Annotated in this window: 40 protein-coding genes; all 40 read left to right on the forward strand. The window is 48.0% G+C overall.

The window, feature by feature from the left end; translation table 11 throughout:
• The first annotated feature begins 58 nt into the window (after positions 1–58).
• The 40 genes from tuf (at position 59) to KNP81_RS13945 (ending at position 23,150) form a co-directional block, all read left to right on the forward strand.
• Positions 59–1,246, forward strand: a complete 1,188-nt coding sequence (gene tuf, locus KNP81_RS13750) for an elongation factor Tu (RefSeq protein WP_034781710.1) — start codon at positions 59–61, stop codon at positions 1,244–1,246.
• Between the two features lie 109 nt (positions 1,247–1,355).
• On the forward strand, positions 1,356–1,865 hold the full coding sequence (locus tag KNP81_RS13755) for a hypothetical protein (RefSeq protein WP_214720363.1): 510 nt from the start codon (positions 1,356–1,358) through the stop codon (positions 1,863–1,865).
• Between the two features lie 377 nt (positions 1,866–2,242).
• Complete coding sequence (gene rpsJ / locus KNP81_RS13760; RefSeq protein WP_021066604.1) at positions 2,243–2,551, forward strand: 30S ribosomal protein S10; 309 nt, start codon at positions 2,243–2,245, stop codon at positions 2,549–2,551.
• Between the two features lie 61 nt (positions 2,552–2,612).
• A complete protein-coding gene (gene rplC, locus KNP81_RS13765; protein ID WP_114166684.1) occupies positions 2,613–3,239 on the forward strand; it encodes a 50S ribosomal protein L3 in 627 nt (208 codons plus the stop codon).
• A gap of 28 nt (positions 3,240–3,267) precedes the next feature.
• The gene (gene rplD, locus KNP81_RS13770) at positions 3,268–3,891 is read left to right on the forward strand and encodes a 50S ribosomal protein L4 (protein ID WP_021066606.1); all 624 of its coding nucleotides are present in this window, start codon (positions 3,268–3,270) and stop codon (positions 3,889–3,891) included.
• Complete coding sequence (gene rplW, locus KNP81_RS13775; RefSeq protein ID WP_021066607.1) at positions 3,891–4,172, forward strand: 50S ribosomal protein L23; 282 nt, start codon at positions 3,891–3,893, stop codon at positions 4,170–4,172. The genes rplD and rplW overlap by 1 nt, the downstream gene beginning before the upstream one ends.
• A gap of 34 nt (positions 4,173–4,206) precedes the next feature.
• Positions 4,207–5,037: a 50S ribosomal protein L2 gene (gene rplB / locus KNP81_RS13780; protein WP_021066608.1), complete on the forward strand. Its 831-nt coding sequence runs from the start codon at positions 4,207–4,209 to the stop codon at positions 5,035–5,037.
• 66 nt (positions 5,038–5,103) lie between these two features.
• Entirely contained in the window at positions 5,104–5,379 is a 276-nt protein-coding gene (gene rpsS, locus KNP81_RS13785) for a 30S ribosomal protein S19 (RefSeq protein WP_012727673.1), read from the forward strand.
• A gap of 20 nt (positions 5,380–5,399) precedes the next feature.
• On the forward strand, positions 5,400–5,732 hold the full coding sequence (gene rplV, locus KNP81_RS13790; protein ID WP_021066609.1) for a 50S ribosomal protein L22: 333 nt from the start codon (positions 5,400–5,402) through the stop codon (positions 5,730–5,732).
• A 13-nt stretch (positions 5,733–5,745) separates the two neighbouring features.
• Positions 5,746–6,405: a 30S ribosomal protein S3 gene (gene rpsC, locus KNP81_RS13795; RefSeq protein WP_021066610.1), complete on the forward strand. Its 660-nt coding sequence runs from the start codon at positions 5,746–5,748 to the stop codon at positions 6,403–6,405.
• 32 nt (positions 6,406–6,437) lie between these two features.
• Positions 6,438–6,875 (forward strand): 50S ribosomal protein L16, encoded by a 438-nt coding sequence (rplP, locus tag KNP81_RS13800; RefSeq protein WP_016508922.1) that lies wholly within the window; start codon positions 6,438–6,440, stop codon positions 6,873–6,875.
• Complete coding sequence (rpmC, locus tag KNP81_RS13805; protein ID WP_012727669.1) at positions 6,862–7,065, forward strand: 50S ribosomal protein L29; 204 nt, start codon at positions 6,862–6,864, stop codon at positions 7,063–7,065. Before rplP ends, rpmC begins: the two co-directional genes overlap by 14 nt.
• A 33-nt stretch (positions 7,066–7,098) precedes the next feature.
• Positions 7,099–7,359 (forward strand): 30S ribosomal protein S17, encoded by a 261-nt coding sequence (gene rpsQ, locus KNP81_RS13810; RefSeq protein WP_021066611.1) that lies wholly within the window; start codon positions 7,099–7,101, stop codon positions 7,357–7,359.
• A gap of 43 nt (positions 7,360–7,402) precedes the next feature.
• A complete protein-coding gene (gene rplN / locus KNP81_RS13815; RefSeq protein ID WP_012727667.1) occupies positions 7,403–7,771 on the forward strand; it encodes a 50S ribosomal protein L14 in 369 nt (122 codons plus the stop codon).
• A gap of 37 nt (positions 7,772–7,808) precedes the next feature.
• Entirely contained in the window at positions 7,809–8,117 is a 309-nt protein-coding gene (rplX, locus tag KNP81_RS13820; protein WP_021066612.1) for a 50S ribosomal protein L24, read from the forward strand.
• Positions 8,118–8,149: 32 nt separating this feature from the next.
• Positions 8,150–8,689 carry a 50S ribosomal protein L5 gene (rplE, locus tag KNP81_RS13825; protein WP_016508927.1) on the forward strand — a complete coding sequence of 180 codons (540 nt, stop codon included), beginning with the start codon at positions 8,150–8,152 and terminating at the stop codon, positions 8,687–8,689.
• Positions 8,690–8,709: 20 nt separating this feature from the next.
• Entirely contained in the window at positions 8,710–8,979 is a 270-nt protein-coding gene (gene rpsN / locus KNP81_RS13830; RefSeq protein ID WP_021066613.1) for a 30S ribosomal protein S14, read from the forward strand.
• Between the two features lie 31 nt (positions 8,980–9,010).
• Entirely contained in the window at positions 9,011–9,409 is a 399-nt protein-coding gene (gene rpsH / locus KNP81_RS13835; protein ID WP_021066614.1) for a 30S ribosomal protein S8, read from the forward strand.
• Between the two features lie 33 nt (positions 9,410–9,442).
• Complete coding sequence (gene rplF, locus KNP81_RS13840; protein ID WP_021066615.1) at positions 9,443–9,982, forward strand: 50S ribosomal protein L6; 540 nt, start codon at positions 9,443–9,445, stop codon at positions 9,980–9,982.
• 34 nt (positions 9,983–10,016) lie between these two features.
• Positions 10,017–10,379 carry a 50S ribosomal protein L18 gene (rplR, locus tag KNP81_RS13845; RefSeq protein WP_012727661.1) on the forward strand — a complete coding sequence of 121 codons (363 nt, stop codon included), beginning with the start codon at positions 10,017–10,019 and terminating at the stop codon, positions 10,377–10,379.
• A gap of 20 nt (positions 10,380–10,399) precedes the next feature.
• The gene (rpsE, locus tag KNP81_RS13850; RefSeq protein WP_034817136.1) at positions 10,400–10,900 is read left to right on the forward strand and encodes a 30S ribosomal protein S5; all 501 of its coding nucleotides are present in this window, start codon (positions 10,400–10,402) and stop codon (positions 10,898–10,900) included.
• Positions 10,901–10,915: 15 nt separating this feature from the next.
• Positions 10,916–11,101 (forward strand): 50S ribosomal protein L30, encoded by a 186-nt coding sequence (rpmD, locus tag KNP81_RS13855; protein ID WP_214709841.1) that lies wholly within the window; start codon positions 10,916–10,918, stop codon positions 11,099–11,101.
• Between the two features lie 31 nt (positions 11,102–11,132).
• Positions 11,133–11,573 carry a 50S ribosomal protein L15 gene (rplO, locus tag KNP81_RS13860; RefSeq protein WP_021066618.1) on the forward strand — a complete coding sequence of 147 codons (441 nt, stop codon included), beginning with the start codon at positions 11,133–11,135 and terminating at the stop codon, positions 11,571–11,573.
• Positions 11,573–12,862, forward strand: coding sequence for a preprotein translocase subunit SecY (secY, locus tag KNP81_RS13865; protein ID WP_021066619.1), 1,290 nt, complete (start codon positions 11,573–11,575; stop codon positions 12,860–12,862). Before rplO ends, secY begins: the two co-directional genes overlap by 1 nt.
• Before the next feature lie 78 nt (positions 12,863–12,940).
• A complete protein-coding gene (locus tag KNP81_RS13870; protein WP_029594431.1) occupies positions 12,941–13,591 on the forward strand; it encodes an adenylate kinase in 651 nt (216 codons plus the stop codon).
• A complete protein-coding gene (gene map / locus KNP81_RS13875) occupies positions 13,588–14,346 on the forward strand; it encodes a type I methionyl aminopeptidase (protein ID WP_021066621.1) in 759 nt (252 codons plus the stop codon). Before KNP81_RS13870 ends, map begins: the two co-directional genes overlap by 4 nt.
• A gap of 105 nt (positions 14,347–14,451) precedes the next feature.
• Complete coding sequence (gene infA, locus KNP81_RS13880; RefSeq protein WP_021066622.1) at positions 14,452–14,670, forward strand: translation initiation factor IF-1; 219 nt, start codon at positions 14,452–14,454, stop codon at positions 14,668–14,670.
• Between the two features lie 30 nt (positions 14,671–14,700).
• The gene (gene rpmJ, locus KNP81_RS13885; RefSeq protein WP_003156543.1) at positions 14,701–14,814 is read left to right on the forward strand and encodes a 50S ribosomal protein L36; all 114 of its coding nucleotides are present in this window, start codon (positions 14,701–14,703) and stop codon (positions 14,812–14,814) included.
• A gap of 19 nt (positions 14,815–14,833) precedes the next feature.
• A complete protein-coding gene (gene rpsM / locus KNP81_RS13890; protein ID WP_021066623.1) occupies positions 14,834–15,199 on the forward strand; it encodes a 30S ribosomal protein S13 in 366 nt (121 codons plus the stop codon).
• Between the two features lie 16 nt (positions 15,200–15,215).
• Positions 15,216–15,611: a 30S ribosomal protein S11 gene (rpsK, locus tag KNP81_RS13895; RefSeq protein WP_021066624.1), complete on the forward strand. Its 396-nt coding sequence runs from the start codon at positions 15,216–15,218 to the stop codon at positions 15,609–15,611.
• 92 nt (positions 15,612–15,703) lie between these two features.
• The gene (locus KNP81_RS13900) at positions 15,704–16,648 is read left to right on the forward strand and encodes a DNA-directed RNA polymerase subunit alpha (protein WP_021066625.1); all 945 of its coding nucleotides are present in this window, start codon (positions 15,704–15,706) and stop codon (positions 16,646–16,648) included.
• Between the two features lie 24 nt (positions 16,649–16,672).
• Positions 16,673–17,026: a 50S ribosomal protein L17 gene (gene rplQ, locus KNP81_RS13905; protein ID WP_012727650.1), complete on the forward strand. Its 354-nt coding sequence runs from the start codon at positions 16,673–16,675 to the stop codon at positions 17,024–17,026.
• Between the two features lie 69 nt (positions 17,027–17,095).
• Positions 17,096–17,932, forward strand: a complete 837-nt coding sequence (locus KNP81_RS13910; RefSeq protein WP_029594432.1) for an energy-coupling factor transporter ATPase — start codon at positions 17,096–17,098, stop codon at positions 17,930–17,932.
• On the forward strand, positions 17,908–18,786 hold the full coding sequence (locus KNP81_RS13915) for an energy-coupling factor transporter ATPase (RefSeq protein WP_214720364.1): 879 nt from the start codon (positions 17,908–17,910) through the stop codon (positions 18,784–18,786). Before KNP81_RS13910 ends, KNP81_RS13915 begins: the two co-directional genes overlap by 25 nt.
• On the forward strand, positions 18,783–19,574 hold the full coding sequence (locus tag KNP81_RS13920; RefSeq protein WP_214720365.1) for an energy-coupling factor transporter transmembrane component T family protein: 792 nt from the start codon (positions 18,783–18,785) through the stop codon (positions 19,572–19,574). The genes KNP81_RS13915 and KNP81_RS13920 overlap by 4 nt, the downstream gene beginning before the upstream one ends.
• Positions 19,571–20,311 (forward strand): tRNA pseudouridine(38-40) synthase TruA, encoded by a 741-nt coding sequence (gene truA / locus KNP81_RS13925; RefSeq protein WP_214720366.1) that lies wholly within the window; start codon positions 19,571–19,573, stop codon positions 20,309–20,311. Before KNP81_RS13920 ends, truA begins: the two co-directional genes overlap by 4 nt.
• 154 nt (positions 20,312–20,465) lie before the next feature.
• Complete coding sequence (gene rplM, locus KNP81_RS13930; RefSeq protein ID WP_021066630.1) at positions 20,466–20,903, forward strand: 50S ribosomal protein L13; 438 nt, start codon at positions 20,466–20,468, stop codon at positions 20,901–20,903.
• A gap of 25 nt (positions 20,904–20,928) precedes the next feature.
• The gene (gene rpsI, locus KNP81_RS13935; protein ID WP_021066631.1) at positions 20,929–21,321 is read left to right on the forward strand and encodes a 30S ribosomal protein S9; all 393 of its coding nucleotides are present in this window, start codon (positions 20,929–20,931) and stop codon (positions 21,319–21,321) included.
• Between the two features lie 142 nt (positions 21,322–21,463).
• Entirely contained in the window at positions 21,464–22,495 is a 1,032-nt protein-coding gene (locus tag KNP81_RS13940; RefSeq protein ID WP_021066632.1) for an Mrp/NBP35 family ATP-binding protein, read from the forward strand.
• Between the two features lie 34 nt (positions 22,496–22,529).
• Positions 22,530–23,150, forward strand: a complete 621-nt coding sequence (locus KNP81_RS13945; protein ID WP_021066633.1) for a KinB-signaling pathway activation protein — start codon at positions 22,530–22,532, stop codon at positions 23,148–23,150.
• Positions 23,151–23,544: the final 394 nt, after the last annotated feature.

A 23,544-nucleotide genomic window follows, 5' to 3' on the forward strand; every position in this document is an offset into this window, starting at 1 on the left:
AGCCTACGTCTTCCTAGTTAAATAAAAAACTAATTGTCTAATAGAGGAGGAATCTAGAATGGGTAAAGAAAAATTCGACCGTTCTAAACCGCACGTTAACGTTGGTACAATCGGCCACGTCGACCACGGTAAAACAACTTTGACTGCAGCGATCTCAGCTGTACTTTCAAAAGCACAAGGGAAAACAGCTACAAAGTTTGACGCAATCGATGGTGCTCCTGAAGAGCGTGAGCGCGGTATCACAATCGCAACAGCTCACATCGAGTACGAAACTGACAAACGCCACTATGCACACGTTGACTGCCCAGGTCACGCTGACTATGTTAAAAACATGATCACTGGTGCTGCACAAATGGACGGCGCAATCCTCGTTGTTTCGGCAACTGATGGCCCAATGCCACAAACACGTGAGCACATCCTTCTTTCACGTCAAGTAGGTGTTCCTTTCATCGTCGTATTCATGAACAAAGTTGACATGGTTGACGACGAAGAACTCCTTGAGCTCGTTGAAATGGAAATCCGTGAACTTCTTTCTGAATACGACTTCCCAGGCGACGACCTCCCTGTAATCAAAGGTTCTGCACTTGGCGCGCTTAACGGCGAAGCTCAGTGGGAAGAAAAAATCATGGAACTCATGAACGCAGTTGATGAGTACATCCCTGAGCCAGTTCGTGACACGGACAAAGAATTCATGATGCCAGTTGAGGACGTATTCTCAATCACTGGTCGCGGTACTGTAGCGACTGGTCGTGTTGAGCGTGGTGTTCTCCGCGTCAACGACGAAGTTGAAATCGTTGGTCTTACAGAAGAAACTAAGAAAACTGTATGTACTGGTGTAGAGATGTTCCGTAAGCTTCTCGACTACGCTGAAGCTGGCGACAACATTGGTGCTCTTCTCCGTGGTGTATCGCGTGAAGACATCGAGCGTGGACAAGTACTTGCTAAGCCAGGTTCAATCACGCCGCACTCAAAATTCAAAGCTTCAATCTACGTTCTTTCTAAAGAAGAGGGTGGCCGTCACACGCCATTCTTCGCGAACTACCGTCCGCAGTTCTACTTCCGTACAACTGACGTAACAGGTATCGTTCACCTTCCAGAAGGTACTGAAATGGTAATGCCAGGAGACAACATCGAGTTGACGATCGAATTGATTTCTACAATCGCGATCGAAGACGGAACACGTTTCTCAATCCGTGAGGGTGGCCGTACAGTAGGCGCTGGTTCAGTAACTGAAATCATCGAGTAATCGATTGATACACTGACCTTTCAAGCAGTCCGCATTTTGCGGGCTGCTTTTTTGTTTTATGGCGAGACGTGGTAAGATGGAACATATGTTGTAGGAAGGGGTGACGAGGATGGAAAAACAAGTCGAAACGTTATGCCGCTTGAATGGGATCGCATGCCGGTTTGGTGGGTCGACGTTATTGAAGCATCATGGACTCATCGAAGCGACGAATGACATGGATGTATTCGTGGAGCCGGATCAATTCGAACGATTGGATCAAGTGTTGAGCCGGGTCGGCGAGAAAGTCGAAACGCAACCGCATGCTGACTACATGACGACATACTTTAGTGAGTATGTGTTTGAAGGGGGCGACATCGATGTGATGGCCAGTTTCCGGATGAAGTGTACCGACGGGATTTATACGCATCCCTACATTGAACCGATTGGCAGCTGGATGCGACTCGAAGAGTGGGTCGTGCTGTATACGGTCATCGGTCGGGAAGATAAGCTTAATCGACTGGCGGATTATTTTGAGACGCATGAGCTCAATGAAGGAATCGTCCAAGCATGCCTCAAACGAGCCCCCGCCTCAGTGATTGAAGCCGTCACCGAACGCTTCGGAACCCATATGAAACGCTAGGTCGAGTTGGCACGGCGGTTCTCGAAAGAAATAGTTCAACAAAAGAAGGAAAATAGCTTGCAAATGGGTTCGAATCTTGTTACATTAGTGAACGTTGAACAACTCATCAGACATCCAGCACAATTAAAAAATCAAATCTTGCATTTCATATGTAGATTCGATATAATGATTAAGTGTTTGTGCGAGTGGTGAGAGACTTTACAGCAGAAATCGGGTCCAATCGTTGATTTGCAATGATCGGATACCTCTGCTGACACAAGCACGCTGCGATGAAGCGGGAGGTTATGACACGCCAGGCAGCTTTGCCATGGCCGGTGTGGAAATTTCCGCGGAGAACTGTCTATTTTTAAAATAGGCGACAAAGGAGGGAAACTTACATGGCAAATGAAAAAATCCGTATTCGTTTAAAAGCATACGACCATCGCGTACTCGATCAATCAGCTGAGAAAATCGTTGATACTGCGAAGCGTTCAGGTGCAAAGGTTTCGGGACCAATCCCGCTTCCAACTGACAAATCGATCTACACGATCCTTCGTGCCGTTCACAAGTACAAAGATGCTCGTGAACAGTTCGAAATGCGTACACACAAACGCTTGATCGACATCGTTAACCCAACACCAAAAACGGTTGATGCGCTTATGCGTCTCGAATTACCATCAGGTGTTGACATCGAAATCAAACTTTAATTCTTCATATAGTAGATACTAGCCAGAAGAGACAATAATTATTAAACAGGAGGTGTATCTCATGGCTAAAGGAATCTTAGGAACAAAACTCGGTATGACTCAAATCTTCAACGAAGCAGGCGAAGTCGTACCAGTAACAGTAGTTGCTGTCGAAGGAAACGTTGTTCTTCAACTTAAAACAGTTGAAACAGACGGTTACGAAGCAGTTCAACTCGGTTTCGGCGACATCAAAGAATCACGTCAAAACAAACCAGCAAAAGGTCACGCTGCGAAAGCAAGTGCGACACCTAAGCGCTTCATCAAAGAGATTCGTACTTCAGTAGAAGGATACGAAATCGGTCAAGAGATCAAGGCGGACATTTTCGCTGCAGGTGAATTAGTAGACGTAACAGGTACATCGAAAGGTAAAGGATTCCAAGGTGCGATCAAGCGTCACGGACAATCACGTGGACCAATGGCTCACGGTTCGCGCTACCACCGTCGTCCTGGTTCGATGGGTCCTGTAGCTCCTAACCGCGTATTTAAAGGGAAGCTTCTTCCTGGTCAAATGGGTGGCGAGCGTAAAACGATTCAAAACCTTGAAGTTGTCAAAGTTGACGTGGAACGCGGCCTTGTACTCGTTAAAGGCGCAATCCCAGGCGCTCGCAAGTCGAACGTCATCATCAAAACAGCGGTAAAGGGTAACTAATTAACTGCACGGAAAGGAGGAATTACGAATGCCTAAAGTAGCTTTGCTTAACCAAACAGGTTCACAAGTTGGCGAAATCGAATTGGCAGAAGCCATCTTCGGTATCGAGCCAAATGACTCAGTACTTTATGACGCGATTGTTATGCAACAAGCATCACGCCGTCAAGGTACTCACGATACGAAAGGTCGCTCGGAAGTACGCGGTGGCGGCCGTAAACCATGGAAACAAAAGGGAACTGGTCGTGCGCGCCAAGGTTCTATCCGCTCACCACAATGGGTTGGTGGTGGTACAGTCTTCGGTCCAACACCACGTTCATACTCTTACAAGCTTCCTAAAAAAGTTCGTCGTCTTGCACTTCTCTCGGCTTTGTCGTCAAAAGTGAAAAACAACGAAATGATCGTCCTCGAAGGCCTTGCTTTCGATGCACCAAAAACAAAAGATATGGTCGCTGTACTTCTTGGCCTATCAGTAGAACGTAAGGCTCTTGTAGTCACAGCGGACTACAATGAGACTATCGCTCTCGCAGCTCGTAACATCCCAGGAGTGACTGTGATCGAAGCAGCCGGCGTTAACGTTCTTGACCTCGTTGCTAACGACAAAGTCATCTTCACTAAAGATGCGGTTGCGAAGGTAGAGGAGGTGCTTGCATAATGGCTCAAGCATACGATATCATCAAACGTCCTATCATCACTGAGCGTTCTGTTAGCCTCATGGAAGCTAACAAATACGTTTTCGAGATCGACGTTAAAGCGACTAAATCACAAGTGAAGCACGCTATCGAAACAATCTTCAACGTGAAAGTTGCTTCGGTAAACACAATGAACATGAAACCGAAAGCGAAACGTGTCGGTCGTCACTCTGGTTACACATCGCGTCGTAAAAAAGCGATCGTAACTCTTGCTGAAGGCAACACAATCGACTTCCTCGGTTAATTTACTACCTTAGAAGAAAAGGAGGGAATCCTCGATGGCAATTAAAAAGTTTAAGCCGACCACTAACGGTCGCCGTAACATGACATCTCTCGACTTTGCAGAGATCACAACGAATCGCCCTGAAAAATCGTTAACTGAAAAGCTTTCGAAAAAAGGCGGTCGTAACAACCAAGGTCGTTTGACAGTACGTCACCAAGGTGGCGGACACAAACGTAAATACCGTATCATCGATTTCAAACGTAACAAAGATGGCATCGTCGGACGCGTTGCTACGATCGAATACGATCCAAACCGTTCAGCAAACATCGCCCTCATCAACTATGCAGATGGTGAGAAACGTTACATCCTCGCTCCTAAGGGCATCAAAGTAGGCATGGAAATCATGGCTGGCCCAGAAGCGGATATCAAAGTGGGGAACGCTCTTCCACTTATGAACATCCCTGTCGGTACTACTATCCACAACATCGAGCTTAAGCCTGGTAAGGGCGGTCAGCTTGTTCGTGCGGCTGGTGCATCGGCACAAATCCAAGGACGTGACGGCAAGTACGTTATCGTTCGTCTTCAATCAGGTGAATCACGCTTGTTCCTCGGCACTTGCCGCGCGACAGTCGGTTCAGTTGGTAACGAAGAACACGAACTCGTAAACATCGGTAAAGCAGGACGTTCACGTTGGTTAGGCAAACGCCCAACAGTACGTGGTTCTGTAATGAACCCGGTTGATCACCCACACGGTGGTGGTGAAGGTCGTGCGCCAATCGGTCGTTCGGGCCCACTTACTCCTTGGGGTAAACCAGCTCTTGGTCTTAAAACACGTAAGAAAAACAAATCGAGCGACATGTACATCCTTCGTCGCCGTAAGAAATAATTACTACATGATTCTCGGGCGGTTCGAAAGGGCCGTTCCCGAATCATTCCAAAGGGAGGTTCTATCATGGGTCGCAGCTTGAAAAAAGGTCCATTCGCAGATCACCATTTGCTCGCTAAAGTTGACAAACTTAACGAATCTGGTGAGAAGCAAGTCATCAAAACTTGGTCACGTCGCTCGACAATCTTCCCAGAATTCATGGGTCACACGTTCGGTGTACACGATGGTCGTAAACACGTACCAGTATTCGTGACAGAAGACATGGTCGGTCACAAACTTGGTGAATTCGCTCCAACACGTACGTACAAAGGTCACGGATCAGACAAGAAAACGAAACGGTAATTTGAGGGGAGGTCAAATCCATGCAAGCTAAAGCATCAGCTAATATGGTCCGTCTTGCTCCTCGCAAAGCACGTCTCGTTGTAGACTTAATTCGCGGGAAACAAGTCGGCGAAGCGCTCTCTGTCCTTGCTCACACGAACAAGGCAGCGTCGCCAATCGTTGAAAAAGTATTGAAGTCAGCGATTGCAAATGCAGAGCACAACTACGATATGAATATTGAGAACCTTGTAGTGTCGGAAATCTTCGTCAACGAAGGTCCAACACTCAAACGCTTCCGCCCACGTGCGATGGGTCGCGCAAGCCGCATTAACAAACGCACAAGCCACATCCACATCGTGGTAACTGAGAAATAAGGAGGGATATGTAGTGGGTCAAAAGGTAAATCCGCACGGTCTTCGCGTTGGTATTATCAAAGACTGGGATTCGCGTTGGTACGCTGAGAAAGACTACGCAGATCTCCTTCATGAAGACTTCGTTATTCGTGAATACATCGAAAACAAAATGAAGGATGCTAGTGTTTCTAAAGTAGAAATCGAACGCGCTGCAAATCGCGTAAACATTTCACTTCACACTGCGAAACCAGGTATGGTTATCGGTAAAGGTGGTTCGGAAATCGAATCACTCCGTAAAAACATCATCAAGCTTGCTGAAGGCAAACGTGTTCACATCAACGTTGTTGAAGTGAAAAACGCGGACGCTGTCGCTAAACTTGTTGCTGAAAACATCGCTCGTCAATTGGAAGGCCGTGTGTCATTCCGTCGTGCAATGAAACAATCAATCCAACGTTCGATGCGCACTGGCATCAAAGGGATCAAAACAGAAGTTTCTGGTCGTCTTGGTGGCGCTGATATCGCTCGTTCAGAGAAGTACTCGGAAGGAACAGTTCCACTTCACACACTCCGTGCCGATATCGACTACGGAACAGCTGAAGCTGACACAACTTATGGTAAAATCGGGATTAAAGTCTGGTTGTACCATGGTGAAGTTCTTCCAACAAAAAACAACACAGCTAAAAACGCTGAATAATAAACACTCTTTCAGGAAGGAGGCAACACACTATGTTGTTACCTAAACGCGTGAAATATCGTCGTGTACACCGTGGTAAAATGCGCGGAAATGCAAAACGCGGCACAACAGTTCATTTCGGTGAATTCGGTCTCCAATCGCTCGAAGCGAGCTGGATCACAAACCGTCAAATCGAATCAGCACGTATCGCAATGACACGTTATATGAAACGTGGTGGTAAAGTGTGGATCAAGATCTTCCCACACAAGCCATACACGAAAAAGCCTCTCGAAGTCCGAATGGGTTCGGGTAAAGGTGCTCCAGAAGGCTGGGTAGCTGTAGTTAAGCCTGGCAAAGTTATGTTTGAAATCGCGGGTGTATCTGAGGAAGTAGCACGTGAGGCGCTTCGTCTTGCTGCACACAAACTTCCAGTTAAATGTAAGTTCGTGAAACGTGAAGAAAATGGTGGTGATACGAATGAAAGCAACTGATCTCCGTCAATCAACAACTGAAGAGCTCAACGGTAAAGTAGGCGAGTGGAAAGAAGAACTCTTTAACCTTCGTTTCCAATTGGCTACAGGTCAGCTTGAGAATCCTGCTCGTATCCGTGAAGTACGCAAGTCGATTGCGCGTGCTAAAACGATTCTTCGTGAACGCGAACTCGGCATCAACAACGGCTAATCTAATCGGATTCTTTAAGAGGAGGTAACACTCATGGAACGCAATAAGCGTAAAGTACTCACTGGACGCGTCGTGTCTGACAAAATGGACAAAACGATCGTCGTTGCAGTTGAAACAAAAGTACGTCATAAGCTTTATGGCAAACGTGTAAACTACACGAAGAAATTTAAAGCACACGATGAGAACAATGTCGCTAAAATCGGCGATGTGGTACGCATCGCGGAAACACGTCCGCTTTCTAAAGACAAACGTTTCCGTCTCGTAACAGTAGTAGAAGAGTCAGTAATCATCTAATAACAGTTCGGATCTATAAACATCCGGAGGGAGGTACACTCGCATGATTCAACAAGAATCTCGCTTGAAAGTAGCAGACAACTCTGGCGCGCGTGAACTGTTGACAATTAAAGTCCTCGGTGGTTCAGGTCGTAAGACTGCCAACATCGGTGACATTATCGTCGCAACGGTAAAACAAGCAACACCAGGTGGCGTTGTTAAAAAAGGTGACGTTGTCAGAGCAGTTGTCGTTCGTACAAAACGCGGCGCTCGTCGTAAAGATGGTTCGTACATCCGTTTCGATGAGAACGCAGCAGTCATCATCAAAGATGACAAGAGCCCACGCGGCACTCGGATCTTCGGGCCAGTTGCACGTGAACTTCGTGAAAAAGAATTCATGAAGATCGTTTCGTTGGCACCGGAAGTACTTTAATTTCCAATTTCAATCCTATAAGGAGGTGCGCAAAACGATGCATGTTAAAAAAGGCGATACAGTCCAGGTAATGTCTGGTAAAGATAAAGGCAAGCAAGGGGTTATCCTCAAAGCTATGCCAAGCAAGAACCGCGTAGTCGTAGAAGGTATCAACGTGATTAAAAAACACTCGAAACCATCACAAGCGAATCCACAAGGCGGTATCCTTGAAATCGAAGCACCAATTCACGTCTCGAACGTCATGCCACTCGACCCTAAAACGGGCAAACCAACTCGCGTTGGTTTCAAAGTAGTCGATGGTAAAAAAGTTCGTGTCGCGAAATCGGGCGAAGTACTCGATAAATAAGAAGAACGTGACGAAAGGAGGTCCATTCGACTATGAACCGTTTGCAAGAGAAGTATAAAAGCGACATCGTGAAAGCGATGATGGATAAATTCAACTATGACTCAGTTATGCAAGTCCCACAGGTCGACAAGATCGTCATCAACATGGGTGTAGGTGACGCTGTTTCGAACTCGAAGGCTCTTGACATGGCAGTGGAAGAATTATCAATTCTTTCTGGTCAAAAACCACTCGTAACGAAGGCTAAGAAATCAATCGCTGGTTTCAAACTTCGTGAAGGCATGCCAATCGGTGCGAAGGTTACTCTTCGTGGCGAGCGTATGTACGATTTCCTCGACAAATTGGTAACTGTTTCACTTCCACGTGTACGTGACTTCCGTGGTGTATCGAAGAAAGCATTCGACGGACGCGGTAACTACACGCTTGGTGTGAAAGAGCAACTTATTTTCCCTGAGATCGATTACGATAAAGTAACAAAAGTACGCGGTATGGATATCGTTGTTGTTACAACAGCGAACACAGACGAAGAAGCTCGTGAATTGCTCACACTTCTCGGAATGCCATTCCAAAAATAATCTAAAGGGAGGTCGACAACATGGCTAAAAAGTCAATGGTGAATCGCGAACAAAAACGCGAGAAACTCGTTGCCCAGTACGCTGAGAAACGTGCACAATTGAAAGCTGAAGGCGACTACATCGGACTCAGCAAATTGCCACGTAACTCTTCACCTGTGCGTCTTCATAACCGTTGCCGCATCACAGGTCGTCCACATGGTTACATGGGTAAATTCGGGATCAGCCGTATCAAGTTCCGTGATCTTGCATACAAAGGTCAAATCCCTGGTGTTAAAAAAGCAAGTTGGTAATCCACTAACAGTGTGAAAGGAGGTACATCGCATGGTAATGACAGACCCAATTGCAGATATGCTTACACGTATCCGTAACGCTAACATGGTTCGCCATGAAAAATTAGAGCTTCCAGCTTCTAATATCAAACGTGAGGTTGCAGAGATCCTCAAGCGTGAAGGTTTCATTCGCGATGTTGAATATATCGAGGACGCTAAGCAAGGTACACTTCGTTTGTTCCTTAAATACGGAGCAAGCAACGAACGTGTTATCACTGGTCTCAAACGCATTTCGAAACCAGGTCTTCGTGTATACGCAAAAGCAGATGAAGTACCAAAAGTACTCGGAGGACTCGGTATCGCAGTTCTTTCGACATCAAAAGGTCTTATGACTGATAAAGAAGCTCGCCAACAACAAGTCGGCGGCGAAGTGCTCGCCTACATCTGGTAAGTCACTTTTCTAACAAGAACGGAGGTGTAATCAATGTCACGTATTGGTAAAAAACCAGTTACGATTCCAGCTGGCGTTACTGTATCGGTTGCAGAAGACAACACGGTCACAGTAAAAGGTGCTAAAGGTGAACTTTCGCTTTCAGCTAACCCGGCCTTGGAAATCAAAGTTGAAGAAAACGAATTGACTGTTGTTCGTCCGGATGACTCGAAAGAGAACCGTACGATCCACGGTACGACACGTGCCCTTATCGCCAACATGGTGGAAGGTGTGTCTAACGGATTCCAGAAAACACTTGAGATCTCAGGGGTTGGTTACCGTGCAGCTAAGCAAGGTAACAAACTCGTCCTCAGCCTCGGTTACTCGCACCCAATCGAGTACGTTGCTGAAGAAGGTATCGAGATTGAAGTTCCTTCAAACACGCAAATCATCGTTAAAGGGATTAACAAAGAGCGCGTCGGTCACGTTGCAGCTCAAATCCGCTCGTACCGTGCTCCAGAACCTTACAAAGGTAAAGGTGTTCGTTACTCTGATGAACGTATTCGCCGTAAAGAAGGTAAGACTGGTAAGTAATTCGTCACGAAATGAACGGAAAGGAGTGGCATAAATGATCACAAAAGCAGACAAAAATGCAGTTCGTAAGAAACGTCATGCTCGTGTACGTCGTACGATCACGGGGACAGCAGCTCGTCCACGTTTGAACGTATTCCGCTCGAGCAAGCACATCTACGTTCAACTCATCGATGATGCAGCACAAACAACGCTTGTGTCAGCATCTTCGAAAGATAAAGCTCTCGATCTTACAAACGGCGGCAACGTTGAAGCAGCGAAAGCTGTTGGTAAACTTGCAGCTGAACGTGCACTCGAGAAAGGTATCGACACTGTTGTGTTCGACCGTGGTGGATACCTCTATCATGGCCGCGTCAAAGCTGTTGCTGAAGCAGCTCGTGAAGCAGGTCTTAAATTCTAACAAAAAGGAGGGGACACTCGATGCGCCAGTTAGACGTTAACATGGAACAACTCGAAGAACGCGTTGTTACCGTAAACCGCGTCGCGAAAGTCGTGAAAGGTGGCCGTCGCTTCCGTTTCGCCGCTCTCGTCGTCGTAGGTGACAAGAATGGTCACGTCGGTTTCGGTACAGGTAAGGCACAAGAGGTGCCAGAAGCGATCCGCAAGGCTATTGAAGCCGCTAAGAAAAACATGGTTCAAGTACCGATGGTCGGTACAACAATTCCACACGAAATCACAGGAGTATTCGGAGCAGGTCGTGTATTCATGAAACCAGCTTCTGAAGGTACTGGGGTTATCGCAGGTGGACCAGTTCGTGCAGTGCTCGAACTTGCAGGTGTAGGTGACATCCTTTCGAAATCGCTTGGATCTAACACACCAATCAACATCGTCCGTGCGACGGTACAAGGCTTGACAGAGCTTAAAAAAGCAGAGGAAGTTGCTAAACTACGCGGTAAAAGCGTAGAAGAACTTCTTAAATAAGGGAGGGAATTAGACATGGCGAAACTCGCAATCACCCTCACACGCAGCATCATTGGTCGTCCTGAGGATCAGCGTGTAACAGTACGTACACTCGGTCTTCGTAAAATGCATCAGACTGTTGTTGTCCCTGACAACGTAGCGATGCGTGGTATGATCAAAAAGGTGTCGCACCTTGTGACTGTAAACGAAATCAACGAATAATCCAGATTTTATTAAATAAGGAGGTGCCACTATGAAACTCCATGAATTGAAGCCAACTCCAGGTTCGCGTCACGAACGCAACCGTGTCGGTCGCGGTATGGCGACTGGTAACGGTAAAACTTCTGGCCGTGGACATAAAGGTCAAAAAGCTCGTTCGGGCGGTGGCGTTCGTCCAGGATTTGAAGGTGGGCAAAACCCACTTTACCGTCGTCTTCCAAAACGCGGTTTCAACAACCCTACTCGTAAAGAGTATGCAGTTGTTTCCCTAGACACGCTTAACCGTTTCGAAGCAGGTACTGAAGTTACTCCAGAACTCTTAATCGAGACTGGTGTTGTCAGCTCTGCTAAAGACGGAATCAAAGTACTTGCTAACGGCAAGCTTGAAACAAAATTGACTGTAAAAGCCAACAAATTCTCGGGTGCAGCGAAAGAAGCGATCGAAGCAGCTGGCGGTTCAGTTGAGGTGATCTGATGTTTCAGACGATCTCCAATATGTGGCGCGTGAAAGATATTCGACAGCGTATTCTCTTCACACTCGCAATCATCATCATTTTCCGCATCGGGGCCCATATCCCGGTGCCGATGGTGAATACGGATGTGTTGCGTTTTGACTCAGGAGGTCTACTCGACTTCTTGAACTTGTTTGGAGGAAATGCTTTACAGAACTTCTCCCTGTTCGCAATGGGGATCATGCCGTATATTACGGCATCGATCGTTGTGCAGCTCTTACAAATGGACGTCGTTCCGAAGTTTGCCGAATGGGCAAAACAAGGCGAGTCTGGACGTAAAAAGCTAGCGACGGTCACGCGCTATGGGACGATCATCTTAGGGTTTATTCAAGCGACTTCATTGTCGTTTGGATTTAACCGCCTCTATCCAGGTCTCGTCAATGAGACGTGGGGCACGGCAACCTATTTCGTGATCGCGATCGTACTGACTGCCGGTACGGCGTTCTTGATGTTCCTTGGTGAGATGACGACGGAGAAAGGTGTTGGGAATGGTATTTCCATCATTATCTTCGCCGGTATCGTCGCTGGGTTCCCAAGAATCTTCACGCAGATTTATGAGACGAAGCTCCAAAATGCTGGAGATGCGTTATTCATTAACATCGTTTACTTGGTTGTGTTATTGCTCGTTATCCTTGCGGTGACTATGGGGATCATTTATGTTCAACAGGCCGCTCGCAAAATTCCGATTCAATACGCAAAACGCACGGCGAACCGTACCCCTGTGGGCGGACAGTCGACGCACTTGCCAATCAAACTAAACGCTGCCGGTGTCATCCCGGTTATCTTCGCGATTTCCTTCATGGTGACACCACCAACTGTTGCAAGCTTCATTGCTTCTCCGGAAACGACGCAGAAGTTGCAGACCTACTTCGATACGACAGCTCCAATCGGAATGTCAATCTACGTAGCGCTCATCATCGCGTTCGCTTACTTCTATACATTCATTCAGGTCAATCCTGAACAGATGGCAGAAAACCTGCAGAAGCAAGGTGGCTATATTCCTGGGATTCGTCCTGGGGCGCAAACAGAACAGTACATCACGAAGTTGCTCTATCGTTTGACATTCTTCGGAGCGATTTTTCTATCGCTCGTTGCGATCATGCCGACAATCTTCATTAAGCTTGCCGGTCTCCCAACTTCGGTGCAAATCGGAGGAACGAGCTTGTTGATCGTGATCGGGGTAGCCCTCGAAACGATGAAACAAATCGAAAGTCAACTCGTAAAACGACACTACAAAGGCTTTATCCGTTAAAGCGGAAGGAAGGGTACACCCTTCCTTCCTGTCGTGTTTACGACGTGTTGTGAAAATCAAAACTGGAGGCTAACTGAGATGAATCTAGTACTCATGGGCTTACCGGGTGCAGGGAAAGGGACTCAAGCGGCTAAAATCGTTGAAGAGTACCAAATCCCACACATTTCGACAGGCGACATGTTTCGTGCGGCAATCAAAGGCGGAACGCCACTCGGCAAAGAAGCAAAATCGTTCATGGATAAAGGCGAACTCGTACCGGATGAGGTAACAATCGGAATCGTACGTGAGCGTTTGAGTCAAGATGATACGAAAAACGGCTTCCTACTCGATGGATTCCCGCGTACTGTTGCTCAAGCAGAGGCACTCGAAAGTTTGCTTAAAGATTTGGGAAAACAGATTGACCATGTCGTGAATATCGATGTGGATGCGGAAATTCTCGTCCCGCGTTTGACAGGTCGTTGGATCTGCCCGACGTGCGGTGCGACATATCATGTGATCTTCAACCCACCTAAAGTGGAAGGCATCTGTGATGTGGATGGGTCGGCTCTCATGCAACGTGAAGACGATAAAGAGGAAACGGTCCGCCGTCGCCTTGACGTCAACATCGAGCAATCGAAACCACTCATTGACTTTTACGCTGAAAAAGGGTATCTTCGTACATTGGATGGAGATCGTCCAATCGATGTCGTATACGCCGATGTCAAAGCGTTACTCGGTGGTACTGAATGATCATCACGAAGACGCCTCGTGAAATAGCGATTATGCGTGAGGCTGGGCAAATTGTTGCTCGAACACACCAGGTGCTCAAAGAGCACATCAAACCAGGTATTACGACGCTTGAGCTCGACCGGATCGCGGAAGAATACATTCGCAGCCAAGGTGCGACACCGTCGTTCAAAGGCTACAACGGGTTTACCGGTAGCGTTTGTGCTTCAGTGAACGAAGAGCTTGTTCATGGGATTCCCGGAAAGCGGGTATTGAACGATGGAGATATCATCTCAATCGACATCGGTGCCTACTATAACGGATACCATGGAGATTCCGCTTGGACGTATCCAGTGGGAACAATCTCAGCAGAGACGCAGCAGTTACTTGACGTAACTGAAGAAAGTCTGTATAAAGGATTGGAGCACGCTAAGGCTGGGCAGCGTCTGACAGACATTTCGCATGCGATTCAAGCGTATGTGGAATCTCATGATTTCTCTGTCGTCCGCGAATACGTCGGTCATGGTGTCGGACAAAATTTGCATGAAGAACCGCAAATTCCGCACTATGGTCCACCGGGGAAAGGGCCGCGCCTGAAGACTGGAATGACGTTAGCCATTGAACCAATGGTCAATGCTGGTCAACGCTATGTTCGAACACTGGCTGACAACTGGACAGTTGTGACAGTGGACGGTAGCATGTGCGCCCACTTTGAGCACACCATCGCCATCACAGACGATGGATACGAGATTTTAACGAAACTCGATTCCGGTGAATGAGGCTCTATTGCTTCGTGCTGATCCGTAACGGATCCTTCTCTCACAGTACAATGCGATAGATCGTCTGTGCTCCTAAATATCTTCATATAGAAAGGGGAATAAATGATGGCGAAACAAGATGTCATTGAAGTGGAAGGCACTGTTGTCGAACCACTTCCAAACGCAATGTTTAAAGTGGAGTTAGAAAACGGCCACACGGTGCTCGCGCACGTCTCAGGGAAAATTCGGATGCACTATATTCGAATCCTTCCAGGTGACCGCGTAACTGTCGAGTTGTCTCCGTACGACTTGACTCGCGGGCGGATTACGTACCGTTACAAGTAACTCCGATTTTTCCAGGAGGAGGGTATAATCATGAAAGTAAGACCGTCGGTAAAACCGATCTGCGAAAAATGTAAAGTTATTCGTCGTAAGGGTAAAGTAATGGTAATTTGCGAAAACCCGAAACACAAACAAAAACAAGGTTAATCTAAGAGGAGGTGCACACATGGCACGTATTGCTGGTGTAGATATTCCACGCGAAAAACGTATCGTTATTTCGCTCACATACATCTTTGGTATTGGTAAAACAAGAGCACAAGAAATTTTGAAGACTGCAAACGTATCTGAAGATTCACGCACACGTGATTTGACAGAAGACGAAATCAACCGTATCCGTGAAGCAATTGACGGAATCAAAGTTGAAGGTGACCTTCGTCGTGAAGTTTCACTCAACATTAAACGTTTGATTGAAATCGGCGCTTATCGCGGTGTTCGTCACCGTCGTAGTCTCCCTGTTCGCGGACAAAACACGAAGAACAACTCGCGTACTCGTAAAGGCCCACGCCGTACAGTAGCGAACAAGAAGAAGTAAAGGAGGGAATTGAACAATGGCGAAACGTAAGCAAAATGTACGTTCAAAACGTAAAGTCAAAAAACATGTTGAAGTCGGTGTGGTACACATCCGTTCTACTTTCAACAACACAATCATTACAATCACTGACACGCAAGGTAACGCGATCTCATGGGCTACTTCTGGTAACCTTGGATTTAAAGGATCACGTAAATCGACTCCGTTCGCAGCACAATTGGCTGCTGAAACTGCAGCGAAAGTTGCAATGGACAACGGTATGCGTACAGTAGAAGTTAACGTTAAAGGTCCTGGTGCTGGACGTGAAGCGGCTATCCGTGCCCTCCAAGCTACTGGTCTTGAAGTAACTGCAATCCGTGACGTAACACCAGTTCCGCACAACGGTTGCCGCCCTCCAAAACGTCGCCGCGTATAATCGCTTGTGCGTGTGAAGGGCTTACCTAGCACAAACAGCATATACAATGCAGCTCGCGCTGCATGGCAGGATACACTCAAGGAGGGGTTCAGATGATCGAGATTGAAAAACCAAAGATCGAAACGGTCGAAATCAGCGAGGATGCTACGTTTGGTAAATTCGTGGTGGAACCGCTTGAACGTGGATATGGCACGACTCTCGGCAACTCACTACGTCGAATTCTTTTGTCATCGCTCCCTGGTGCAGCGGTAACAGCGGTTCAAATCGATGGCGTACTTCATGAGTTCTCTACGATTGACGGAGTCGTCGAAGACGTCACGCAAATCGTACTTAACCTCAAGAAGTTGGCACTCAAAGTGTACTCGGACGAAGAGAAAACGCTTGAGATTAATGTTTCAAGTGCCGGTGCTGTCACTGCGGCAGACATTACCCATGATAGCGACGTTGAAATCTTGAATCCTGAGCTCCACATCGCGACTCTCGCTGACAACGCGACGCTTCGCATGCGTTTGACTGCTCGCCGTGGCCGTGGTTACGTCCAGGCAGAAGATAACAAACGTGATGATATGCCGATTGGCGTAATTCCAATCGATTCGATCTACACACCGATTCAACGCGTGAACTACGAAGTAGATAAAACACGTGTCGGTCAAGATGCTAGCTTCGATAAGCTTCTATTAGACGTGTGGACAGATGGTTCAATCCGTCCGGAAGAAGCGGTATCGCTCGGGGCGAAAATTTTGACAGAACACTTGAACATCTTTGTTGGCTTGACTGACGAAGCTCTCAATGCAGAAATTATGGTCGAGAAAGAAGAAGACCAAAAAGAAAAAGTACTCGAAATGACGATTGAAGAACTCGATCTCTCAGTTCGTTCGTACAACTGCTTGAAGCGCGCTGGCATCAACACGGTTCAAGAACTCGCAAACAAATCTGAGGAAGAGATGATGAAAGTTCGTAACCTCGGACGTAAATCACTCGAAGAAGTTCAACTCAAGTTGGACGAACTCGGTTTGGGCTTGCGTAAAGAAGACTAAGTTCAAACGAAGGAGGGAAATGTAATGGCTTATTCGAAACTCGGCCGTACAAGCTCGCAACGTAAGGCACTTTTACGTGATCTTGCAACTGACCTTATTATCAACGAGCGCATTCAAACAACTGAACAAAAAGCGAAAGAACTTCGCCCAGTCGTTGAAAAATTGATCACTCTTGGGAAACGTGGCGATCTTCATGCCCGTCGTCAAGTAGCTTCATTCGTTCGCAAAGAGAACGCTGGAGAAAAAGACGCAATCCAAAAATTGTTCGAAGACGTGGCACCACGCTACGCTGAACGTCAAGGTGGATACACACGCATCATGAAAGTCGGCCCACGCCGCGGTGACGGTGCGGAAGTCGTAATCATCGAACTCGTCTAATTCATTAGGCAGTCAACAGGGCATGCGGTGACGTATTGCCCTGTTTCCACATCGGAAAGGAGTCGGCAGATGGAATCTCAAATTATGGTACGCGATATCGTGTTTCGTTACCCGGGACAGACCGAGCCAGCCCTCAATGGGTTGTCACTCGACGTATACAAAGGGGAATGGCTCGCAATCGTTGGCCATAACGGTTCTGGTAAGTCGACTTTGACGAAGTTGTGGAATGGGCTTTTGCTTCCTCAAGAAGGAGAAGTCCGGGTTGAGGCACTCGATCCAACGGACGCCACAGACGTGTGGGACGTTCGGAAACGGATCGGTGTCGTCTTCCAAAATCCCGACAACCAGTTTGTCGGGGCGACCGTGCGCGATGATGTGGCATTCTCTCTCGAAAACATGGGGCTTCCACGTCAAGAAATGGTTCGTCGAATTGATGACAGTCTAGCGCGCGTTGGATTATCGGAACTAGCGGACCGTGAACCGCATCAGTTATCCGGTGGACAAAAGCAGCGTGTTGCGATTGCTTCGGCTCTCGCAATGCGCCCGCATGTCCTCGTGCTCGATGAAGCTACCTCGATGCTTGACCCGATTGGGCGCAAAGAGGTGATTGAAACGGTGCAACAGCTTGTCTCAGAAGGGATGACCGTTGTCGCCATTACCCACGAGCTCGACGAAGTGTTGTTTGCCGACCGTATCATTGCATTGTCGAAAGGCAAGATTGCGATGACTGGCACACCCGAAGACGTGTTTCAAAATCCGGAGGCGTTACGAGCCATTCAGCTCGACGTACCGTTTATTGTCCGGATGCAACTCGAACTGAAGGAACGGGGCATACCACTCGATCGTCTGATGCTACAACATTCGGAGTTGGTGAACCATCTATGCCGATTAGCATTGAAGAAGTGACTTACCAATATCAATTGAATACTCCGTTTGAACGAACCGCGCTGCGCGATGTGAATGTGATGATTCCGTCGGGGGCGCTTGTTGCGTTTCTTGGCCATACCGGCTCTGGGAAATCAACGCTCGTTCAACATATGAACGGCCTGTTGCGGCCGACAAAAGGTCGTGTCGTCGTCGATGACATCGAAGTCCGTGCAATCACGAAGCGTCGCGATAAAAAGCAAAGCTTACTCCCGCTTCGGCGCCGCGTTGGGCTCGTCTTTCAATATCCGGAACATCAATTATTTGAAGAGACGGTCGAACGCGACGTCATGTTCGGCCCACGTAACTTCGGGGCGTCTGAAGACGAAGCGAAAGAACGGGCCCATGTCGCCTTACGCCTTGTCGGGCTCGATGAAGCGCTTTGGAGCCGTTCGCCGTTCGATCTCTCAGGCGGACAGATGCGCCGTGTCGCTATCGCCGGAGTACTCGCGAGCCGTCCGGACGTTCTCGTCGTGGATGAACCGACGGCAGGGCTCGACCCGCTCGGTCGTCGCGAGATGCTGGCGTTATTCAAACAATTAAAACAAGAACTCGATTTGACACTCATCCTCGTCTCGCACGATATGGATGACGTGTTGGCCTATGCGGAACGTGTCGTCGTCATGGAACGCGGACAGGTCGCCTTTGACGGAGATCCGTTCGACTTATTCAAAGACGAGGCGCTCGTCGAGACGCTCCAGCTCGAGATTCCACACGTGCTCCGTTTCGCCAATGAACTTGCCCCAGTGTTTGGTGTCGACACACCGTCGCTCCGAACAGAGCACGAATTGGCGGACTGGATTGCGTTCGAGCTAGGAAGGGGGAGAGCGACTTGATTATCGGACAGTACATTCCCGGACACTCGTGGCTCCACACACTCGACGCGCGGGCGAAGACGTTGTTTATCCTCGCCTTCATCCCAATCGTCTTTTTGGCGGATAACTTGTGGACGAACGTATTCTTGCTCGGTTTCACGTTGTTCGCCGTGCGATTGTCTCAACTGTCGTGGCGGTATTTATGGAACGGACTGAAGATGATTCTATTCCTGATCCTATTTACGCTGTTGTTGCAGTTGTTCTTTAATCGCGAGGGAACCGAGTTGATTTCATTCGGACCGTTCGCAATTTATTCGGAAGGTGTCCGCATGGGCTTAATCGTCTCGCTCCGTTTCTTCTATCTCGTCATGTTGACGACGCTCGTGACGCTGACGACGACACCGATGGAACTGACCGACTCGATTGAGGCCGGGCTCCGCCCGCTCGAACGCTTTAAAGTACCGGCGCATGAGATCGCCCTCATGTTGTCGATCTCGCTCCGGTTCTTGCCGACGTTGGCCGACGAGACGGATCGAATCATGAAGGCCCAACAGGCACGAGGGGTCGATTTGAAGAGCGGTCCCATCACGGATCGCCTCAAGGCAGTCGTCCCGCTCATGATCCCTTTATTCGTATCTGCGTTTAAACGCGCTGAGGACCTCGCTACGGCGATGGAAGCTCGAGGGTACCGTGGGGGTGAAGGACGGACACGATTGCGTGAGATGACGTGGCATCGTCGTGATACGGCGTTACTCCTCATCTTTGTCATCGTGACACTCATTCTAATCGGATTGCGAGGGATTGGATGAAGCGAATCAAACTGACGGTAGCGTATGACGGGACGAACTATGCGGGCTACCAGGTACAACCGAATGGAAACACGATTCAAGCCGAAGTGGAGGCCGTCTTGGCGCGGATGCATAGCCGAGCCGTGAAAGTCGTGGCCTCGGGCCGTACGGATGCCCGGGTCCACGCGAGGGGGCAAGTCTTGCATTTCGATACGCACCTCTCGATGCCGGTCGACCGGTTCGTCAAAGCGTTGAATGCGATGTTACCGGATGATATCCTCGTCCAAGCGGCCGAAGAGGTCGATGCTTCGTTTCACGCACGGTACGGGGCGAAACGGAAAGAGTATCGCTATTTCTTTCGAGGCGACGCCGATCCGTTCCGACGCCACCATGCCGTGACGGTCACGTATACGCTCGATCATGAGCGGATGCGCCAGGCGCTTCGTCTATTAGTCGGGACCTACGACTTCACGTCCTTCTCGGTGACGAAGGCGGAAGTGGAGGACCGCGTCAGAACAATTTATGAAGCGGAGCTCGTTGAAGCAGGCGATGAGATGTACTTCCGATTCGTCGGCTCGGGCTTTCTCTATAACCAAGTTCGGATTATGGTTGGTACGTTGCTTGAGGTCGGGCGAGGGAAATATGAGGCGGCCGATGTGAGTCGAATGATCGCTTCTAAAGACCGGCGTAGCGCTGGGATTACAGCCCCACCGCACGGTCTATATTTGTGGAATGTGAATTATGAAAAAGTAGATTGACATTCCCCCTATAAAATCGTATTATATTCATTGGCATTTCATTTTCACATTGAGAGATGAACCACAATCTTAGCCCCGTAAACTAGGATTATGATAAAGCATCAAACAAGCACTAAAAAAATTAAGTAAACAGACATTTTAGGAGGTATTCCACATGCGCACGACATTCATGGCAAAAGCATCTGAAGTAGAACGCAAATGGCTCCTTATCGACGCAGAAGGCAAAACACTTGGTCGTTTGACTAGTGAAGTAGCATCACTTCTTCGCGGTAAGCACAAGCCGACTTTCACACCACACGTTGATTGCGGAGACCACGTCATCATCATCAACGCTGAGAAAATCCACTTGACTGGTAACAAATTGAACGACAAGATTTACTACCGTCATTCAGGTCATCCAGGCGGTTTGAAATCACAAACTGCAAAAGAGCTTCTCGCAAAACGTCCAGAGCGTATGCTTGAACTCGCAATCAAAGGGATGCTTCCAAAAGGATCACTTGGACGTCAATCATTCAACAAACTCCACGTTTACGCTGGAGCTGAGCACAACCACGCAGCACAAAAACCAGAAGTTTACGAACTTCGCGGTTAATCGGGACACAGGGAGGAACTAAACGATGGCAGATGTACGTTACTACGGAACAGGCCGCCGCAAACACTCGGTGGCTCGCGTTCACCTCGTTGCAGGTGACGGCAAAGTTGTTGTAAATGGCCGTGATATTTCAGAATACTTCGGTCATGAGACTTTGATCATGATGGCAAAATCACCACTCGTATTGACTGAAACAGAAGGTAAATACGATGTAATCGTTAACGTTAACGGTGGTGGATTCACAGGACAAGCTGGAGCGATTCGCCACGGCGTATCACGTGCGCTTCTTCAAGCGGACCCAGAATTCCGTCCAAGCCTCAAAGAAAAAGGCTTCTTGACTCGTGACGCTCGTATGAAAGAACGTAAAAAATACGGTCTTAAAGCTGCACGTCGCGCACCACAATTCTCGAAGCGTTAATCTTCGAACAATTTGGTTCAAACTCTCTGTCCATTGGGGCGGAGAGTTTTTTTGTTGCTCATGAAATTGTTGCATTCCGTTCCCTCAAGAAAACGCTTTTTTTGATATACTGTTAGCGAGACAGAAATTAGGGGGAAACCACATGCTTACAGTAGAACAAGTTCGTGAAGAATTGGCGGGGTTGATCGATCCAACAATCAACCGTACGCTTGGAGATACAGCTGGCGTGAAGGATATTCGCATTAAAGAAGATTATGTCAGTGTTAAAGTCGCGCTCGGTCAAACCGGGAGCGGGGAACAGCTCCAACTTCAACAAGAGATTGTCACGTTGCTCAAAGGAAAAGGTTTCAAGACGGTCGGCCTCCGCTTTGAGGCGCTCAATGACGAGAGCTTGAAAGAAGCGACAAAGCCGGCAATTCTTCGTGAGAACGCAGGCACGACGTTCATCGCAATCGCATCAGGGAAAGGCGGCGTTGGGAAATCGACGGTCTCCGTCAACTTAGCCGTCGCGCTCGCGCGGGCCGGAAAAAAAGTCGGATTGATTGATGCCGACATTTATGGCTTTAGTGTGCCGGATATGCTCGGAATCGAAGAAAGACCAGTCGTACGTGGAGAAAAAATCATTCCGGTCGAGCGGTTCGGTGTGAAAGTCATTTCAATGGGCTTCTTTGTCGAAGATAACGCGCCGGTCATCTGGCGTGGACCGATGCTCGGGAAGATGCTCAATAATTTCTTTAACGACGTCGAATGGGGCGACCTAGATTACTTGCTCCTCGATTTACCGCCAGGAACGGGTGATGTCGCGCTCGATATTCATTCGATGCTCCCGGCATGCCAAGAGTTGATTGTCACGACACCGCATGCGACCGCTGCGTTCGTCGCTGCACGGGCTGGGGCGATGGCGATTAAGACGAACCACAAAGTCCTCGGCATCATTGAGAACATGGCGTACTTCGAAAGCAAAGTGACTGGAGAGAAAGAGTATGTCTTCGGTTACGGTGGAGGCGAAAAGTTGTCCGAGGCATTGAAGAGCAAGTTGCTCGCTCAAATTCCGCTCGGTCAGCCGTACGAAAACGAAGAAGACTTTGCCCCATCGGTTTATCGGGACGGGCATCCGTTTGAGAAAACATACGATGGATTGGCACAAGCGGTCATTCAACAGATAGAAGGGTAATGGTTCACAAATGAAGGTACAAGGATTTTTAAGGTTGTTTTGGACGACGCTCGTCTTCGGGACGTTGTTTGGGTTTGTGATGAACTTACTGGCCAATCCAGGTTATTTAGTGAGTCAATCTTGGGAAGCAATCGTCACGGCGCTTAGCTACTCGAGCACGTGGACGGGAATTAGCATGATGGGATTCTTTGCTTATTTGATTGTCCACCGGGTTGGATTGGACTTGTTCCGAGGACCAAGGTTATGGAATCGCGTGCAAGTGCTATTGATCGCCTTTGCGTTATTTGATGCGGTATATCTTCGCATGCTCGCGTTCGGCAACGATCATATGTGGCGCTATATAGGTGAAATGGTCGTGTTGGTGATGGTATCTTGGATTATCGCGACGAGTAAGGCGAAGCAGACGAACGCGAGTGCGTTCATCCCGACGCTCTTCTTGATGATTGTCATCACGTTGATTGAATGGATTCCAGCCCTTCAGGCGACGGATGAAATTGCTCTCTTGTGGCCGGCGTTAGCGACGCTCGTGTTTGCCAATGCGTATCAAGTCTTGATGCTGCATCGCTTCCAAGCACCTGCTCAGGCAGAGAGCGTCAAACCGTCGACAGCGGGCAAGGCCAAAACGAAGAAACGTGTGTCATCTAAATCATCATGACAGCGTACTAGTACAAGCTCAGACATTCGTCTGGGCTTGTTTGTTTAAAACGTTCTTTCGTTCAGTTACAGAGCGTAAAACAAAAAATAAAGTTTTTTTAGAAAAACAGTTGACGAAAATAGGGGGCGCTGATATATTAATAAACGTCGCTGCTGTTCACACACGGACAACAGAATGCGAATTAAAAAAATAATAAAAAACGGTTGACTTTAAAAGGTCAAATCGCTATTATTAAAAAGTCGCTAACACGACAACATTTGGTCTTTGAAAACTGAACGATGAGGCAAAAATGATTTACAATTTTCGAATGAAGCGCAAGCTTCGTCATTTTTAAAGAGCTATATCAAATTCTTTGGAGAGTTTGATCCTGGCTCAGGACGAACGCTGGCGGCGT

The organism is Exiguobacterium sp. s149, assembly GCF_018618395.1.
GTDB classification, from domain to species: Bacteria; Bacillota; Bacilli; order Exiguobacteriales; family Exiguobacteriaceae; genus Exiguobacterium; species Exiguobacterium chiriqhucha.

What these genes read in the sequence shown, in the direction of transcription:
- tuf (WP_034781710.1), top strand. Translation starts at nt 59, where the DNA reads ATGGGTAAAGAAAAATTCGACCGTTCTAAACCGCACGTTAACGTTGGT.
- KNP81_RS13755 (WP_214720363.1), top strand. Translation starts at nt 1,356, where the DNA reads ATGGAAAAACAAGTCGAAACGTTATGCCGCTTGAATGGGATCGCATGC.
- rpsJ (WP_021066604.1), top strand. Translation starts at nt 2,243, where the DNA reads ATGGCAAATGAAAAAATCCGTATTCGTTTAAAAGCATACGACCATCGC.
- rplC (WP_114166684.1), top strand. Translation starts at nt 2,613, where the DNA reads ATGGCTAAAGGAATCTTAGGAACAAAACTCGGTATGACTCAAATCTTC.
- rplD (WP_021066606.1), top strand. Translation starts at nt 3,268, where the DNA reads ATGCCTAAAGTAGCTTTGCTTAACCAAACAGGTTCACAAGTTGGCGAA.
- rplW (WP_021066607.1), top strand. Translation starts at nt 3,891, where the DNA reads ATGGCTCAAGCATACGATATCATCAAACGTCCTATCATCACTGAGCGT.
- rplB (WP_021066608.1), top strand. Translation starts at nt 4,207, where the DNA reads ATGGCAATTAAAAAGTTTAAGCCGACCACTAACGGTCGCCGTAACATG.
- rpsS (WP_012727673.1), top strand. Translation starts at nt 5,104, where the DNA reads ATGGGTCGCAGCTTGAAAAAAGGTCCATTCGCAGATCACCATTTGCTC.
- rplV (WP_021066609.1), top strand. Translation starts at nt 5,400, where the DNA reads ATGCAAGCTAAAGCATCAGCTAATATGGTCCGTCTTGCTCCTCGCAAA.
- rplP (WP_016508922.1), top strand. Translation starts at nt 6,438, where the DNA reads ATGTTGTTACCTAAACGCGTGAAATATCGTCGTGTACACCGTGGTAAA.
- rpmC (WP_012727669.1), top strand. Translation starts at nt 6,862, where the DNA reads ATGAAAGCAACTGATCTCCGTCAATCAACAACTGAAGAGCTCAACGGT.
- rpsQ (WP_021066611.1), top strand. Translation starts at nt 7,099, where the DNA reads ATGGAACGCAATAAGCGTAAAGTACTCACTGGACGCGTCGTGTCTGAC.
- rplN (WP_012727667.1), top strand. Translation starts at nt 7,403, where the DNA reads ATGATTCAACAAGAATCTCGCTTGAAAGTAGCAGACAACTCTGGCGCG.
- rplX (WP_021066612.1), top strand. Translation starts at nt 7,809, where the DNA reads ATGCATGTTAAAAAAGGCGATACAGTCCAGGTAATGTCTGGTAAAGAT.
- rplE (WP_016508927.1), top strand. Translation starts at nt 8,150, where the DNA reads ATGAACCGTTTGCAAGAGAAGTATAAAAGCGACATCGTGAAAGCGATG.
- rpsN (WP_021066613.1), top strand. Translation starts at nt 8,710, where the DNA reads ATGGCTAAAAAGTCAATGGTGAATCGCGAACAAAAACGCGAGAAACTC.
- rpsH (WP_021066614.1), top strand. Translation starts at nt 9,011, where the DNA reads ATGGTAATGACAGACCCAATTGCAGATATGCTTACACGTATCCGTAAC.
- rplF (WP_021066615.1), top strand. Translation starts at nt 9,443, where the DNA reads ATGTCACGTATTGGTAAAAAACCAGTTACGATTCCAGCTGGCGTTACT.
- rplR (WP_012727661.1), top strand. Translation starts at nt 10,017, where the DNA reads ATGATCACAAAAGCAGACAAAAATGCAGTTCGTAAGAAACGTCATGCT.
- rpsE (WP_034817136.1), top strand. Translation starts at nt 10,400, where the DNA reads ATGCGCCAGTTAGACGTTAACATGGAACAACTCGAAGAACGCGTTGTT.
- rpmD (WP_214709841.1), top strand. Translation starts at nt 10,916, where the DNA reads ATGGCGAAACTCGCAATCACCCTCACACGCAGCATCATTGGTCGTCCT.
- rplO (WP_021066618.1), top strand. Translation starts at nt 11,133, where the DNA reads ATGAAACTCCATGAATTGAAGCCAACTCCAGGTTCGCGTCACGAACGC.
- secY (WP_021066619.1), top strand. Translation starts at nt 11,573, where the DNA reads ATGTTTCAGACGATCTCCAATATGTGGCGCGTGAAAGATATTCGACAG.
- KNP81_RS13870 (WP_029594431.1), top strand. Translation starts at nt 12,941, where the DNA reads ATGAATCTAGTACTCATGGGCTTACCGGGTGCAGGGAAAGGGACTCAA.
- map (WP_021066621.1), top strand. Translation starts at nt 13,588, where the DNA reads ATGATCATCACGAAGACGCCTCGTGAAATAGCGATTATGCGTGAGGCT.
- infA (WP_021066622.1), top strand. Translation starts at nt 14,452, where the DNA reads ATGGCGAAACAAGATGTCATTGAAGTGGAAGGCACTGTTGTCGAACCA.
- rpmJ (WP_003156543.1), top strand. Translation starts at nt 14,701, where the DNA reads ATGAAAGTAAGACCGTCGGTAAAACCGATCTGCGAAAAATGTAAAGTT.
- rpsM (WP_021066623.1), top strand. Translation starts at nt 14,834, where the DNA reads ATGGCACGTATTGCTGGTGTAGATATTCCACGCGAAAAACGTATCGTT.
- rpsK (WP_021066624.1), top strand. Translation starts at nt 15,216, where the DNA reads ATGGCGAAACGTAAGCAAAATGTACGTTCAAAACGTAAAGTCAAAAAA.
- KNP81_RS13900 (WP_021066625.1), top strand. Translation starts at nt 15,704, where the DNA reads ATGATCGAGATTGAAAAACCAAAGATCGAAACGGTCGAAATCAGCGAG.
- rplQ (WP_012727650.1), top strand. Translation starts at nt 16,673, where the DNA reads ATGGCTTATTCGAAACTCGGCCGTACAAGCTCGCAACGTAAGGCACTT.
- KNP81_RS13910 (WP_029594432.1), top strand. Translation starts at nt 17,096, where the DNA reads ATGGAATCTCAAATTATGGTACGCGATATCGTGTTTCGTTACCCGGGA.
- KNP81_RS13915 (WP_214720364.1), top strand. Translation starts at nt 17,908, where the DNA reads ATGCCGATTAGCATTGAAGAAGTGACTTACCAATATCAATTGAATACT.
- truA (WP_214720366.1), top strand. Translation starts at nt 19,571, where the DNA reads ATGAAGCGAATCAAACTGACGGTAGCGTATGACGGGACGAACTATGCG.
- rplM (WP_021066630.1), top strand. Translation starts at nt 20,466, where the DNA reads ATGCGCACGACATTCATGGCAAAAGCATCTGAAGTAGAACGCAAATGG.
- rpsI (WP_021066631.1), top strand. Translation starts at nt 20,929, where the DNA reads ATGGCAGATGTACGTTACTACGGAACAGGCCGCCGCAAACACTCGGTG.
- KNP81_RS13940 (WP_021066632.1), top strand. Translation starts at nt 21,464, where the DNA reads ATGCTTACAGTAGAACAAGTTCGTGAAGAATTGGCGGGGTTGATCGAT.